Below are 15581 nucleotides of genomic sequence, written 5' to 3'. Positions count from 1 at the left end.
CTGAATAAGTCTGTTCTTTTAAGGCATCTGCAATAATGTTCTTCCGAAGTTCAGTCTGGGCTAAACTCGTTGAATCAGCTGTCGAAGGAGTTTGCGACATCAAAGCATCAGCAACAGCATTCTTCCTGAGTTCGGCCTGAGCTAAACTTACCGAATCGGCAGCCATATGAGTTTGCTCAGTTAGTGCACCTGCCATAGCATTCTTGCGAAGTTCGGCTTGGGCTAGGTTCATCGATTCGGTAGAGATGTGTGTCTGATCAGATAGTGCGGCTGAGATAGAGGCCTTGCGTGCATCAGCTTGAACTAATTTGGTGGAGCTATCGGTTGAATGCGTTTGTGCTTTTAAGGCATCTAGCATAGCCTTCTTACGAAGTTCAGCCTGAGCTAGATTCGCAGAACCATCAGTTGAATAAGTCTGTGTCATCAAGGCATCCACAACCGCATTCTTACGAAGTTCAGCTTGAGCCAGACTTGTTGATCCATCAGTTGTGTAAGATTGTGCCCTCAAGGTATCAGCGACCGCGTTCTTCCGAAGTTCAGTTTGAGCAAGATTCGCAGACCCATCAGTTGAATAAGTCTGTGTCATCAAGGCATCTACCATAGCCTTCCTTCTAAGTTCAGCTTGAGCCAGACTTGTTGATCCATCAGCTGTGTAAGATTGTGCCCTCAAGGTATTAGCGACCGCGTTCTTCCGAAGTTCAGTTTGAGCAAGATTCACAGACCCATCAGTTGAATACGTTTGTGCTTTTAAGGCATCTACCATAGCCTTCCTTCTAAGTTCGGCCTGAGCAAGATTCATAGACCCATCAGCTGAGTAAGTCTGTGCTTTTAAGGCATCAGCAACTGGATTCTTGCGCAGTTCGACCTGGGCTATATTTAGAGAACCATCAAACGAACGAGTCTGTGTCTTCAAAGTATCTGTGACTACCTTTCTTCGAAGCTCCGTTTGGGCAAGAGCTGTTGAACCTTCAGCTGAGAAAGATTGTGCCCTCAAGGCTTCAGAGACTGCATTCTTCCGAAGTTCAGCTTGGGACAATTTAGTTGAATCATCGGGTGAGTAAGCCTGAGTCTTCAAGATAGAAGCTGCAGCCATTTTTTGCAGTTCTCTCTGCTTTAACATTTTCAAATCTGACGTGTGATGCTTCACACTTTGTTCAAGAGTTGTACTTCCTCTAAAGGTTCCCGCAGCCAGAGGAGAGCTTACTGTAGGCTTCCATGAATCTCTCCTACCGATCTTCTGTGCTGACTTTGGGTATAAACCTTCACCTCTTAGCACTCTTTTTTCTTGCTCAGCAGTTCGTGACGATCTTGAAGGAGTGACTGCCCCTCGTACGAATCGGGAGGGGGGTTCTGAGGATAGACTGGGTAAGCCTGAAGGATCTTTAGTTGGAGTGACAACTGTTGCTGGATCACTTCTCTTTCCCGTAGACGGTTTCGCGTTTTCAGATAAGACGAATGAATGAATGATTCTAGGAGCATCACCAATTTGAGGCTCATTCCAAGTGGGTATCAGCTTAATAGGTGTTTTTGGTGAAGATGGTTCTCCAGCATATCCACCAGTCTTTTGTGGAGATTTGTAGGAGCTAGAGGAAGAGAGTGCTGGGGACAGCGGAATTTTTCCAGGAGTATTTACCGGAAATTTTTCACCAGGAGTATCAGTAACTGTATTAGTTTCTTCTACTCTTTGGAGAAAAGTGCGGACTGGCTCCATTGTGTTTTTTTCAGGGAATCTAATGATATCATACTTTTCTAAAGCCGCTACCAATTCATGAAACTTAGCATTTCTCTTTTTTACACGAGAAATTTTGGCAGGATCTTCATTCTTGCCTTTGTTGAGGAGTTCCAACTCGTCACCATAAACTTTTTTGGCATTATAAATTTGAAGTGCCCGTGAAGATTGAGAAGGGGTAAGCGAATCTACGTTGGCACGTTCGAGAGATGACACAAGTTCTTGTAAAGTCGGAGATGCTTGATCAATAGCACCGTTTTTTGGACGCAGTAAAACTTCTCGAATAGTTTGAGAAGATGTTTGCGAAACAGTAACAGCATCGACGTCTCTAACGATGGGTCGCAACATCAGTTTTTCAACATCTGTTAGCTCACGCTGGGGGCCATCTTCACTCAGAGGGATCGTAAATCTTACGCCTGCAAAAAAAGTTTCCTTCCGATTTCGGTCATACTGGGCTTGTCCTTCGAGAGAAAAATTTTCGGTGATGTCATAAGTAATGCGGACTCTACTGCCTGTTACAGATGGTGCTTGTTTTGCAGCGAAATGATACACTGCCCCGTAGAGACGGAGCCCCTTCAGAATTTGATAGCCTAGTTCGAAGTCAAATCCACCCAATGGAATATCAAAGGTTTCTGAATTAATTGTTTTAATATATATCTCGTTTCCAACAATTTCGTCCTTAGTTTCTATTGAGCTGTTAATAAGCTTTTTATTGGAAAGGGGGACATAGGTATTAATTCTATATTCCCAGGTGGTGCTGAGGGCTTCGAATCCAAAAGCAAGTTCATTAAATGTATTGCCAAAACTACTATTTCTATGATCAAAAAAACCATATCCACCATAAACCCAGTCGTTCAGTATGATGCGGTAAGCAAGGCCAAAATTACCTTCAGCATTACTAGTGGAATCGTGCATATATCTGAAATCGGTAAAGAGCATGGATCGATCATTCTGAGCCAATGGTGATACAAACCCAACCTGACCAATGTTTCGTCGGTTTCCTGCCTTTAAATCAATAAATGAGTGAGCATTCCATTTTGGTTTGTCAAAAACCAAAAAATTTGATTTCTCATCAGCAAAGCTCGAGTGCTCGATCAATAGTGTTGTGCTGATTATAGCCGTTGTTGCTAAGAGTCTAAATCTGTGACTCGAGAAATATTTCATATCTTATCCATCAGTCAAACAAGGATACATGGCCAAAAATTGCCTAACTCACCCTTGTTCCAAAAAAATGATACCTAGCAAAACTCAATCATCTACTAAAAATATACATAAAACAGCTAAAATGCAATGAATTTATACTATAAAGTTTAATAAAATTTTAAATGCACGTTTTGTGCATTTTTGTATTTAGGCGTCCAAAAAAATCTTTTTTATCAGTAAGATAAGATTGAATTGCAGAAAGAGATTAAAAGCGATTAATTTTTTTAGAACAACTAGGCCATCCCCCTAATAGGGCGCCTTGATTAAATCCTCGCGGTTATATTCGGAATTGCTGCGCCCCGCGGTGCCGGGATTAACCCCGCCACCGGTGGAGACTTGACCGAGGGTTTTGAAGGCGACACCAAAGAGAATGGCATTTTCCGGTTTGACATCACGATCGATGAAAAAGTCTTGCTTATATTTGATGTCAAAGGTAAAGCATTCATCCTCATAGCGGAAGCCAAAGTTTTGGGTCAGGGTGCCACCACTTTTTCCGAGATCTCGAGATGTTTGAAAGTATCCTGACCAAAAGTCTGTGATCTGGGAACTGAGAGTTCCAATGACTTGCTCTTTCCCGCTAAAGGCACTGTCAGTGGCATGCTTTGCAATAAACAAATAGTCACCGCGCACGTTGAATACGGGTGGTCCCACATGGAAGGTAAGCTGATTGCGGCGGGCGCGGAAATCTTTCCGGTTATACATAAATCGATAGGTGAATCGCACGTATTCATGGGGGTCCAATTCTAAACGGCCCACGTAGTCAGAAAAGCCTTCACCTACACCACTTGAAAAAGGGATCGCCTTGTTTCTGGTGAAGCTGTAGCTTTGGCCCAAAAAGAGGTGTGCATGATGCAAGAAGGCGGGAAAAGCTTGGAACTTGACACCATAGTTTGCCCGTTGGCCACTATCAATACGATCCCAGCCAGAAAAGCGATCCATGCTGAAGAGATTGGTTTCGTCTAGCTCAAAGTCACGACTGTCTTCGTTGGGAATTTTGATGGGATTTCCACCGGCAGTTCCAGCGACAAAACCAACGTTTGGCTCAATTAATAACGGAAAGGAAGGACTGTCATTTATAAGGGGATATTTCCAGTCTAGGCCCATTTGAGGAAAGAGACGTCCAGTGGTGGTATTAATCTTGCGTGCTCCGGAAGTGGGGGCAAAATTGTCAATGTTATACAGGCTGCTTCTGAGGAGCGCCGTAAAGGTATATGTATCTCCAAAGGGGGATGTATAGGGGACTGTCCAGCCTCCTTCGGCCGCAAGACGACGCATATTCGTGCCTTTTTCCCGGGTGAGGGCCAATAGGTTACTGCTTGCGAAAAAGTGGTCACCCATGGAACGTTGGGGTCCGGTAAAGCTGTGGGCAACGCTGGGAAGAACGACGGGCGTTTCTTTCTGGGAGACATCAGCAGCAAGGGGTTGGAATACGTATGCCTTCGTTATGACGTAGTTTTCGCCATAAAAGCCCTCTCCATAGGCATTACTCGTAAGATGGTCAGGCACGATAGACGTGTTTTCTGGAATGCGGTAGCGTCTCATATAGGTGGCGTCACTGGCTCGATTAATATCAAAGCCCCCTCGCCATTGGGTCGACAAGTCAAAGTCTCCAGCGGTTTTAACATGACCGCGAATACGGCGAGGCTTTGTGACAGTGACTGTTTGATTGCCACCAACAGGCCGAGATTCATTAATGCTGCCGTCAAATGTAAAGTTTCCGTGCTCATAAAGCTTTCTGTATTCAGCAGCAAAGACAATACCCCCCTTTGTGGTGATGAGAGGCTTTAGGGTTAAATCTTGGTCTGGCGAGATGTCAAAATAATAGGGGATGGACGTAAAGGCACCAAGGCTTGTTGAAATACCGACCGCTGGCGCTAATAGTCCACTACGACGGGTAACTTTTGGATCGGGATGGCTCAAATACGGGGTATAAAATACGGGCACACCATAGAATTCCAACCAGGCATCCTCATAGTCAACGTCCATTGCTTCTTCATCACGGGTTATCTTAATGGCTTTGATTTGCCATAAGGGTGCATTGGTTGGATCTGTCTTGCAAAGCTCGCATGACGAATACACGCCATGATCTAAGACCGTGCGAACGCCACCTGTTCGCTTTCCAGAAGCAGCAGCTAGGCGATAATTTTGTTTGGAGAGACGTCTGAATTCATCGATGATACCATCTTTATAATCTTCGGTTATCTCAATATGATCTGCAAAAATGATATTGTCCTCAGGGTCCGTGAGGCTGACATTTCCTGTGGCGGTGATAATTTTCGTATTTTCATTATAGGAAAGGACATCTGCTTGCAAAACCTGTTTTGCATCTGAAAACTCCACATTTCCTCTGGCCGTGGTGATGCCCATCTCTTCATCATAGGCAATATCGTCGGCGCGTAACAGGATAGGTTTTTCAGTTTCTTGAACGGAAGGCGTTTCTAGGGATTTTGCAAGGGCTTCCAGAGGAGAAGCCATGCCTATAATTCCAATGGAAAAGAACAGTATAGAAAGTCGCATTAACTATCCTCGAGATGTAGGAGAAACATAAGACTCGATAACCCAACACATACAATAGGAATCCAAACAGAGAAAGAAATTGGCACTTTGGAAGAGAGTCCTAGCGTATGCATAACACTGTTAAAAACGTAAAAGACGAAGCCACAACCAACGGATCCTGCAATAGAAAAAGTAAGTCTTTGATTGCGTTTCCAGCGGAGGGTAAAGATGGCGGCAATCAAAATCATGATACATAAGATGACGGGATATGAGAGGAGGACATTCCAATGAAGTCTGTGGGAGAGACCCGAAAATCCCGAAGCTTCCATGACACGAATAAATCCAGGGAGAGCCCAAAAAGAGAGCGTATAGGGAGAGGCAAAGCTTTCCTGAATGGCGCGCATTTTAATATTGGATTCTAGGGTGCGTTTTCCCTGTTGGGTCGTTGTTCCATGACGTGGAGAATCGTAGACGTTCTCAAGCTTTAGTTTATCTTCCTTAATGGTCGCATCGGATGTGTCAATGCGTCCCCTGTATTCATCAGCATTGTTAAAATTGAAAACACTTACGTTATAGAATTTTTCAGAATCAGGATGTACGCGATCTGCGTGAATAATGTGATAGCCATCAGGATCAGAGTTTTTCACCCAAAGTCCTGTATCGGACAAAGTAAGGGGGTTGCTTTGTCGCTTAAAATAACGAGCATCAAACTTTTCGTATCGGGACATCATGGCGGATGTGAGTGGATTCAAAAGGGCGAGGTCCAGAATGGAAAAAAGGGCGACTAAAGCGAAAATGGGCGCTAAAAACTGCCAAGCGGAAATGCCGGATCCTCGTGCAACGACAAACTCAAGATTTCGGTTGAAAGCTCGAAAAGTGAACAGAGACGCAAACAGGATAATGAATGGCATAAGCTGTTGGGTGATATAGGGAAGCTTCATGGCAACCATCTTTATAATGATCAAGACAGAAACATCTGGTTTGCTGGCTGCGCGTCGGAAAAGCTCAACTGTATCGAATAAGGTGATGATGAGGACAAGTGCCGCAAAGACGATAAAAAACCATCCTAAGAAGGTACGAATAATATATTTTGAAAACGTGAAAGGAATTTGCACTGTTATCTTTACCTCTTTAGACGCTTTGGTGTTTCCGCTGTTTTATCAGATCCCTTCGACAGGAGATAGAGGCAAACTAGGATCGGCAATATAACGCTGGCATAGGCAAAGGGAATGAAGATGGGAAACCGACCAGACAAATTGAAAAAGACTAGGCAGAGGGCTTGAATCACGATGACGCAACATGTTGCGTAGAGAGGTCGGCGGATATCTGTACGTCGTGAAAAACTTCCCAACAAGATCAGAACGGCACCCATAAGAGCAAATGCAAGGGGGTACAGAGGAGACAACAGCCTTTGATGACCCTCCGCTCTAAGACGTTTCCGGTAGGTTGAGTCTCCGTCCAGTTTAGTGGAGCTGAAGAGTTCGGGCAGGAATAACTCCGACGGTTTTCGGAGACGGCTTTGTTGCGTATTGTTGTTATTTTGCAAAGCAACTACTGTTTGATCAAAATATAGAATCGAGAGTTTTCCTGTATTGGGGTCAAACTCTTGCCGGCTTCCATTTTTCATGATGATATTTGGCCCTTCAGGGGTGCGTACAAAAGAGCCTTGTTCTGCCGTAAGGGTGTAGGGTGGGTTATTGTCGCGATTAATATAGGCTAATATTCCGCTAAGTTCCCCATTTTTCCCCCGTTTTCTCATAAAAAGGGTCAGCCCGGGAAAGTCATTGAAAACACCTTCCTGCAGAAAGGAAATGGAGACTCTATTTTTAAGGGTGCTTTCCATGCCCCGGAGGGTTTGGAATGACTTTGGCAGGAAATAAATGTTGATAGCATATAAGAGAACCATGGCGATTGTCCCCATGAGGATGACAGGTTTTGCCAATTCCCAGTTACTCATTCCAAGGCCTCTAAGAATGAGAAGTTCTCGATCTGCAATAAACTTTGTATATACAAGAAGGACAGCAATGAAGACAGCTATGGGTAGTATGAGAGAGACAAGATCTGGGAGGAGAAGGAAAGAAAGCTTCCCAAGGGTGAAGAGAGCATCTTGATCCAAGTTTCTCACCACCATTTCCACAAACTGAACTGATTGGATAAGCCATACGGCTCCAATAAGCGTGGCTGCTAAAAACAGGGTCACGAGAATAAGATTATTAAACATATATCTCGATGTGAGAGGCATTTTTTTGAGGCCTATAAAATATCTTTGTTGCGCTTTAGCTCATATCGTCCTATATACCATTGAACGACTACTGGGTAGTTATAATGAATTCTTGGCATGATGCAATCATGTCTTTGTGTTTTTTTAAGAGAGTTGACGAAATATGTTCAAAAAATTTGCTGTTCTTTGTTTTATTTCAACCACATTCCTAGTGGTGAACCCGTTTAGTAACTTTGCAAATGCAAAGGCCGACGGAAGCCCTAAGGGCGTTACGGGCAAAATTGCCGCAGTGGTTAATAAGGATATTGTGACGCTTTCTGATCTTAAAGAGCGGATTCGGTTGATTATTTCATCATCGAATATGCCTAATAATTCTGAAACAGTTAAGAGTTTAACGCCTCAAGTTCTAAAGATGCTAATTGATGAGCGACTTCAGTTACAGGCAGCAAGCGAGCGTGGTGTTAATGTTTCTGATGAGGAATTGAATAGAGCTATTTCGGAAATTGAGCGCAATAACGGTATGAAGCAGGGGGAATTGTTAGCCTTTCTAGCTAGTAAAAAACTAAGTATAGAGATCTTAAAGGGGCAGGTACAAGCAAATATAGCTTGGATAAAGTATGTTCGAGATACATTTTATCCCAATGTGAACATAACGGAAGAAGATGTTGATGCCGTTGTGGAGAAGTTAGAAGCAAGCCTTGGGGAAGCGAGATACCATCTATCGGAAATTTTTCTTCCAATTGATGATCCTAAGAATATTGGATCTGTAAAGCATGAGGCGCGAGAGCTCGTTTCACAACTTAAAAAGGGCGCTTCTTTCCCGGCCCTGGCGCAACAATTCTCAAAATCACCTTCTTCCGCAAATGGCGGAAACATTGGTTGGGTATCGGCTGGGCAGTTTGCATCTGAATTGGGAACCGCTGCGAGCAAGCTGAAGAAGGGAGAGGTGTCTGATCCCATTAGGACTAATACGGGCTATTACATCCTATTTTTGAAGGATTTTTCTGAGGGTGGAAAACAAAAAGAAGTACGTCTAACTGTCCATCAGTTGACACTTCCTATTTATTTGGCTGTTTCCGAGGAATATCTTGAAGAACAATTGGCCAAAGTGGAGGGAGTACGGGCAAAGATTTCTAGTGTGGTCACGTTGGAAAAGGCGGCAAAGTCCATAGATGCCCGTATAGAAACATTAAAGGATGTTACGGCAGAACAACTTCATCCTGAATTGCGTCGAATTGTTGAGTCACTACCCGTAGGGACGCCAAGCCCAATGATTAGGACCTCTGATGGCGGTGGAATCATATTTGTGAGTGCACGCAAAGAGGTGGAAAAAACCGTTGCCATGCCCGAGCGAGAGGCACTACAGCAACAACTTGCTGAACAGCGTTTAGATTCTTATTCTCGTCGAAGCATGCGTGATCTTAGGCGCTCTGCTTTCATCGATATTCGGATTTAATTCGTGGGGGAGAAAGCGTCTCCTCCAATTTTGCCACCGCTTCGAGAAGTTATTAAGCGGCATGGCCTCCAGGCACGGCGTGCTCTGGGGCAAAACTTTCTTTTAGACTTAAATTTAACCCGGGCTATTGTGAGGGCAGCTGACTGCCCTGCGAATGCTACCGTCATTGAGATTGGGCCAGGGCCAGGTGGCCTTACGAGGGCTCTTCTGGAATCGCCTGCAGAGAGAGTCTTTGTCATTGAAAAGGATGTTCGGTTTGTACCGGTTATAGAAGAGCTTAAAGAGGCGTATCCAGATCGACTAGAGCTTTTGGTTGGAGACGCCTTGGACCTAAATGTTTCGGAGCTCGGACAATCTCCTCGTTACATAATTGCGAATCTTCCGTACAACATTGCGACAGAGCTTTTATTTAGGTGGGTCGAAAACATACAGGCGTTTGAAGGCTTTATCCTAATGTTTCAAAAGGAAGTGGCCGATCGAATTCTGGCCAAACCCCATACGAAGACTTATGGGAGGCTGTCCATAAAATTACAGTGGCTATGCCATATAAAGCAGGTTATGGCTGTTCCTAAAGAGGCGTTTACACCCTCTCCAAAGGTAAATTCGACAGTTCTACATCTTGAACCTCGGGTGAAGCCCTTGGCAGAGGCAGATCCGACGACATTGGATCTTGTGGTCAAAACAGCCTTCATGCAGCGACGCAAAATGTTGCGTTCCAGTTTAGGCTCCCTTTCTGTACCGACAGATATCCTCCTGGAAAAGGCGAATATAACTCCAACCCTACGGGCTGAAAACCTTTCCGTCGAAGACTTTTGTACTCTTGCTAGAGCCTATGATGAACTGAAGTCTATGGCAAAGAAGAAGTGAATTTTTTTGCACCATAAAGATTAGAATCAAAGTTGGTAGACTACTTTTATGTATTGAAATGTGACAAAATCCATGATCAAATCATCATCTTAACAGTGTATTTAAAAAAGAATTGGGGAATAAAAAATGGATACGTTAAACCGTTCAAACTCTGCCTTGGAGTCTGGGTTGGGGGTAGTTGAGCAGTTGGATGCTTTGTGCAAACCTTTTTTAAAATATATAGGGGCGACAAATTTGATTTACGCGAATTTCAACAAATTTGGCGAACAACTAGACGTATCTTCCCATGAAGGATGGTTGAAATATTATTTTGAGAATCGGCAACAATTAGATATTAGTATTGTTGAGCATATGTGGTTAGCTGAAGAGGGGAAAATAAATTATTGGCTATGGCCAAAGCCCACAGGGTCCAAGGAGGACGTTTTTTCTGCCTTAGACAGTCATAATTTATGCAATGGTCTATCTGTTTTTAAAAAGGAAAAAGACACTCTCTCGATCTGGGCTTTTTCAACTGAGCAGGAGAATACCGGCATCATAAATGAATATATTAATAATCTTGATTTAATTTCAGATTTTACAAAATTTTTCAGTGCAGCTGGAAAATCAATTCTTGACGGGTGTTTGTATACAAAGATGGTCTCATCTGAGATAAAAAGACTAAAAGAGTTGTATGACCCAAGTGATTGGGAAATACCCAACCTTTCAGAACATGATTTTTTAAACCAATAAAGTTTTGGCAAAAACATAGCAATTACAAAAGCAAATTTGCTTTTCGTTTGTCCTATGAATAACGAATCACTAATCAGGAGAAAATGGCTGAAAACAAGGAAAAAATCGCTTGTGTAACATCTAAACATTATATAAAGTTTTTCATAACTTATTTAAAATAATACAGGGGCACATTATGAAAAAATTATTCGGAGTTGTTTTACTCGTACTTTTCACATTTATATCAAACAGCAATGCGCAGGATCAAACAGATGTTCTCTTCTGTTTGAAGGATATGGGGGACACCAGTGCGTTAGCGCCCGTCTTGGAAAAATTAGAAAGTCGTAAAATTACTTACAAAATTTTGGCTTTTGGGGTGGCTAAAGCGTCTTTTGAGGGGCATCCGCATATGCTGGACGTATCTAAACAATGTGGCGAAGATGCGCCCACGTTGGATGTGGATTCTCCAAGAGATCAAAAATTGTCTCAAAACCAACTGGAATGCGTTAAGCGCAGTGTGACTCCCAAAATAGTTGTTGCGGGAATGGCATCTAGTGCACAGGCACAAGTCCTCAATCTCTTTAAATCTACGGGGTCTCGTGTTTACGCCTATTATGACAATTTTGATTCAGTGGTGGGAAAAGACTACGTTCAGCCTTTTTTTGAAGCAATAAAAACGGTAGATGCGTATCTAGTACCCTCTAGGAGCTCTTTGCCAGGTTTTAAAGAGTTACAGAAGACAAAAAATTCCGAGCATATTGTCGTTGGACAACCAAGTTTGGAGAATTGGGATCAGATTTTTTCTGAAGTGAACTCTTTTTCATTGAGAACCCAACTCGGCTTAATGGCCCATGATAAAGTGGTCGTTTTTGCGGGTGGGTACGATGAAACCTATGCGGAAAGTTTTAAAACTTTTGTAAGTGGCATGAAAAAGTTAGCACCTCTTCGTGCCTTTGTGATTGCTCATCCTAGGGTTGATGGGGTTTTTGAAAAGACATTGGTTGATCAGGAAAAAGCGTCCAACATTTCTGTGGTGAACGTCAGTAATTTACCCACATCGGTCATGAGCACGCTTGCGTCACTTGTCGTATGCCATAAGTCTTCAGTAGGAATGCAGGCCCTGTATAAAGGTCGTCCGGTGATATACGTTGCTAGAAAAGATGATTACACTAACTTTAGCATTAAAAAGGGCGTTGCCGTCCAAGTGGAGACACCAGATGAGTTTTACGAAGAGGCTAAACGACTATTAGCTATAAGAGATAGGCCAAAATCTCCGTTAAAGAAACTGGGGATACCTAATAATGCTTCCGAAAAAATTGCTACTTATTTTCATCGAGTATTAAAGAACAAGAAGCGAAGTACGTAAAAGTATAAAGGCCGGGGGAGTGAGTGGAAAAGGCTTAACGCTATCCAGTAGTCACAGACCATAACCCGTGGCTCAACTGAACTTATTTCCTTTAGGAAAGCCAGTTGGGGGCAAGCGCCCAGTTGTAGCACGCTTGGAGATCCAGATCCTAAGATCGGTTTCAGTTCGTTCCCGGTCGCCCAGTTTCCACTTTAAGCCCGTCTCAGGATTGAAAGTAATGGCATCGGAGAGTTCCGCTCCATGGTATTTCTGAAGGATTACGCCGCGGCCACGGGCCATTTTGGGCAATTCATCCAGTTTAAAAATCAAAAGCCGGCGGTTTGAGCCAACGACGGCAATATGGTCGCCTTGAACGATCGCACATACGTGTGCTTTGGACTTGCCTCCTAGCGTCAGAACTTGCTTTCCAGCCTTCTTATTGGACAGGAGTTCGCTTTCTGGCACAATGAATCCGCGCCCATCTGAAGAAGCCAACAGGAATTCTCGGTTTTGTTCCTTGGGGGTAGATAATAGCATTGAGACAACATCGTCATCTTTTTCAATTTCTATCATAAGTCGAATGGGCTCGCCGTGTCCCCGGCCGCCTGGAAGCTTATCTATGGAGAGAGTATAAAAGCGACCATTTGATCCATAGACAAGGAGTTTATCTGTCGTTTGTGCTGGCAGGACGAAACGCGTTTTATCTCCGTCTTTGTATTTGATGTTTTGCACTTCGGCAGGGGAAAGATGGCCTTTGATAGCCCGAATCCAGCCCATCTTTGAACAAACGACGGTTACAGGTTCCTTTTCCACAAAGGCTTCGATGGGGATATCTAGATCCTTCGGCGGTTCCCCCATCACCGTGCGGCGTTTCCCGATGGGCGTTCCTTGCCCAAAGTCCTTTTTAACACCGCGAATTTCGGTACGCATGGCTTTTTTCTGGAGGGACTCATCGGCCAAGAGTGCCTTAAGCTCATCTCCTCGCTTTATTAAGTCATCGTGTTCTTTGCGGATTTCAATTTCTTCTAATTTTTTCAAGGACCGCAAACGCATATTAAGGATAGCCTCGGCTTGAAGATCTGAGAGGCTCCATTTTTCCATCATGATGGTTTTGGGTTCATCTTCGTATCGGATAATACGGATAACTTCATCTAAGTTGAGATAGACTGTCAAAAAGCCCTTCAGGATTTCCAATCGATTTTCAATTTTTGCCAATCGATAGCGGGAGGAACGACACAAAATATCTTGGCGATGATCAAGAAAGGCTTGCAGAACCTCTCTGAGATCCATGACTTTGGGGACACTTCCTTTGTCCAATACGTTCATATTCAGGCTAATACGAGTCTCTAGGTCGGTTTGCTTGAATAGAGTCTCCATTAGAAAGGCCGGATCAACGCTTCGGCTCTTTGGAACCAATATGAGGCGAACATCTTCCGTAGACTCGTCTCGAACATCAGCTAGAAAGGCCAACTTTTTGGCGGCTAAGAGATCGGCGATTCTTTCGATGAGTTTAGATTTCTGAACCTGATAAGGAATTTCGGAGATGACGATTTCATACTGGCCGCCTTTGAGAGATTCTACTTCCCAAGTAGCGCGCAGCCGAAAACTTCCTCTGCCTGTTTCATAGGCTTTTAAAATATTTTCAGGAGATTCAACCAACTTTCCACCAGTTGGAAGGTCTGGCCCTTGAATAAACTTAACCAGGTCTGCAACGGTTGAGGTTTTGTGGGACAAAAGATATAGGAGAGCATCACATATTTCTTCCAAATTGTGGGGAGGGATGCTTGTGGCCATGCCAACGGCAATTCCTGCGGATCCATTGGCTAATAGATTGGGGAAACGCCCCGGGAGGACCATAGGCTCTCCGCCTTCTCCATCGTAGGTATCTCGAAAGTCGACGGCATCTTCATCGATACCCGCCAGGATGGCTTCGGCCACATCTGTCAGACGGGCTTCTGTATATCGCATGGCAGCGGCGTTGTCCCCATCAATATTTCCAAAGTTGCCTTGGCCGTCGATAAGGGGGTATCGTGCTGCAAATTCCTGGGCTAGACGCACTAGGGCATCATAAATGGATCCTTCTCCATGAGGATGAAATTTACCAATAACATCACCCACAACACGGGCAGACTTTTTATATTTGCTTTGTGGTTTGAGGCGGAGCTGTTGCATGGCATACAAAAGTCGGCGATGAACTGGCTTTAGGCCATCTCGTACATCGGGTAGACTTCGCGACATAATGGTGGAGAGAGCGTATGAAAGATATCGATCTCCCAACGCATCCATTAAGGGGACGTCACGAATTTGAGATGAGTCAGTCTTTGTTGACATTGAGGCGTAAATTCCTTGAAACAAACCACAAACACCAGCAGTAGCAGAAGGAACCAGGTGTTTTCAACCTATTCTTCCCAAAATTTTTCATTCTTTCTTCGGGGGGTACGCTTGATCTGAATTAATTCAATATAAATCTGTGGCAAGATTTGATAAAATACAAAAATAAGGGGGAGTTCAGGGGATGAAATTTTTTCGAAGGTTTTTGCTGTTGGTTTGCCCATTGGTTGTGTTTAGCACGCTCAATGCTTTTGGTGATTTTGAAATAGATACCATTGCGTCAGACCCAGTTAAAGTAGAGAAAGTCCAGGCTGATCCTGTTCCAACTTCCCAAGTTCCGAAGGATGCAATTGCAGCCGATCTTGTTCCATCTGATCCCATCAGTGCCAATCCCGTTCCATCTGATCCCATCAGTGCAGATCCTGTTCCGAAAGATGCCATAACCATCGAAGAACCGATCTTTAAAGCAGACTAAAAAAGGGAATCCCAGCAAATTGCTTTATCTAACGTAGCCCATTAATCGGTGACGAGACGACGGCAGCGAGAGATCCTTGGTGCTAAGCACACACTTTTCCAAGAAATACCCTGTCAGCTGCAATCCTTGGACATATTCGGTGTCTGATATTTCTTTTGAGTCATTGTATGCGGGCCCCAAGAAGGCGGGTAGGGGAAAGAGGCGATCCTTATAAGGTTCTCCGGTTTCTTTTGTGACAGCGCACCCTGTTTTGGGAGAAACATATGTAAGATTTTCCACTTCTTTTGTGACAGCGCATTTTTCTAAATCGAGTGAAAAGCCAAGCTCTTTCAAGAGATGAACTTCGAAACGGATATAGGCTTGGAGCCAAGTGGGAGAAGAAAGTGCGGAGACGACTTCAGACATTTGTTGAAAAAGGCATGGCAAGGATTCTCGTTCTGGAAGGACGCTGTCACAGAGAGACAGGGCAGAAGTTAAAGCTGTTAAGGGACCAGGCTGATCCATAAGGGCAGAGAAGGGACTGGAAATGGTTTCCAGTTTCCAAGTTCCTAGATGTTCAGGAAGGCGGGCTTTCCACTCAACAGATGTTCTATTCCCGAGCTGGAGACCTGAGGACATTTTGGAAGATCGACTTTTCCGGGTGATCCCCATGTGGCGACCATGGTCTTTTGTTAGAATGCTAACAAGTAGGGATGTCTCTCCGTGTTTGGTTGTTCTAAGGATAAAGCCTTCATCGCGCCAGTCCATATG

11 protein-coding genes are annotated in these 15581 nt (G+C 44.0%); 5 read left to right on the top strand and 6 right to left on the bottom strand.

Annotation, left to right across the window (positions count from 1 at the left end; translation table 11 throughout):
• From HOL16_01285 to HOL16_01270, 4 genes are all read right to left on the bottom strand, one after another.
• The coding region (locus tag HOL16_01285; GenBank protein ID MBT5389329.1) for a hypothetical protein at nt 1-2893 on the bottom strand (2893 nt) is incomplete at its 3' end.
• A 285-nt stretch (nt 2894-3178) separates the two neighbouring features.
• On the bottom strand, nt 3179-5449 hold the full coding sequence (locus tag HOL16_01280) for an LPS-assembly protein LptD (GenBank protein ID MBT5389328.1): 2271 nt from the start codon (nt 5447-5449) through the stop codon (nt 3179-3181).
• A complete protein-coding gene (gene lptG / locus HOL16_01275; protein ID MBT5389327.1) occupies nt 5449-6543 on the bottom strand; it encodes an LPS export ABC transporter permease LptG in 1095 nt (364 codons plus the stop codon). The genes HOL16_01280 and lptG overlap by 1 nt, the downstream gene beginning before the upstream one ends.
• 8 nt (nt 6544-6551) lie before the next feature.
• Nucleotides 6552-7649: a YjgP/YjgQ family permease gene (locus tag HOL16_01270; protein MBT5389326.1), complete on the bottom strand. Its 1098-nt coding sequence runs from the start codon at nt 7647-7649 to the stop codon at nt 6552-6554.
• Nucleotides 7650-7812: 163 nt separating this feature from the next.
• Here HOL16_01270 and HOL16_01265 point away from each other — a divergent pair, with 163 nt between their 5' ends.
• From HOL16_01265 to HOL16_01250, 4 genes are all read left to right on the top strand, one after another.
• On the top strand, nt 7813-9105 hold the full coding sequence (locus tag HOL16_01265) for a hypothetical protein (protein ID MBT5389325.1): 1293 nt from the start codon (nt 7813-7815) through the stop codon (nt 9103-9105).
• Between the two features lie 3 nt (nt 9106-9108).
• The gene (gene rsmA, locus HOL16_01260; GenBank protein MBT5389324.1) at nt 9109-9972 is read left to right on the top strand and encodes a 16S rRNA (adenine(1518)-N(6)/adenine(1519)-N(6))-dimethyltransferase RsmA; all 864 of its coding nucleotides are present in this window, start codon (nt 9109-9111) and stop codon (nt 9970-9972) included.
• A gap of 126 nt (nt 9973-10098) precedes the next feature.
• Complete coding sequence (locus HOL16_01255; protein ID MBT5389323.1) at nt 10099-10701, top strand: hypothetical protein; 603 nt, start codon at nt 10099-10101, stop codon at nt 10699-10701.
• Nucleotides 10702-10876: 175 nt separating this feature from the next.
• A complete protein-coding gene (locus tag HOL16_01250; GenBank protein MBT5389322.1) occupies nt 10877-12046 on the top strand; it encodes a hypothetical protein in 1170 nt (389 codons plus the stop codon).
• Between the two features lie 72 nt (nt 12047-12118).
• Here HOL16_01250 and parC read toward each other — a convergent pair whose 3' ends face one another.
• Nucleotides 12119-14356: a DNA topoisomerase IV subunit A gene (gene parC, locus HOL16_01245; protein MBT5389321.1), complete on the bottom strand. Its 2238-nt coding sequence runs from the start codon at nt 14354-14356 to the stop codon at nt 12119-12121.
• A gap of 184 nt (nt 14357-14540) precedes the next feature.
• On the opposite strand from parC, the gene HOL16_01240 reads away from it, so the two are divergent.
• On the top strand, nt 14541-14831 hold the full coding sequence (locus HOL16_01240) for a hypothetical protein (protein MBT5389320.1): 291 nt from the start codon (nt 14541-14543) through the stop codon (nt 14829-14831).
• Between the two features lie 24 nt (nt 14832-14855).
• Here HOL16_01240 and recO read toward each other — a convergent pair whose 3' ends face one another.
• Nucleotides 14856-15578 (bottom strand): DNA repair protein RecO, encoded by a 723-nt coding sequence (gene recO, locus HOL16_01235; GenBank protein MBT5389319.1) that lies wholly within the window; start codon nt 15576-15578, stop codon nt 14856-14858.
• Between the last annotated feature and the right edge of the window lie 3 nt (nt 15579-15581).

The sequence above is a fragment of the Alphaproteobacteria bacterium genome, from assembly GCA_018662925.1.
In the GTDB taxonomy this organism is placed as follows: Bacteria; Pseudomonadota; Alphaproteobacteria; order 16-39-46; family JABJFC01; genus JABJFC01.
This window is presented reverse-complemented; position numbering and strand designations above follow the sequence as displayed.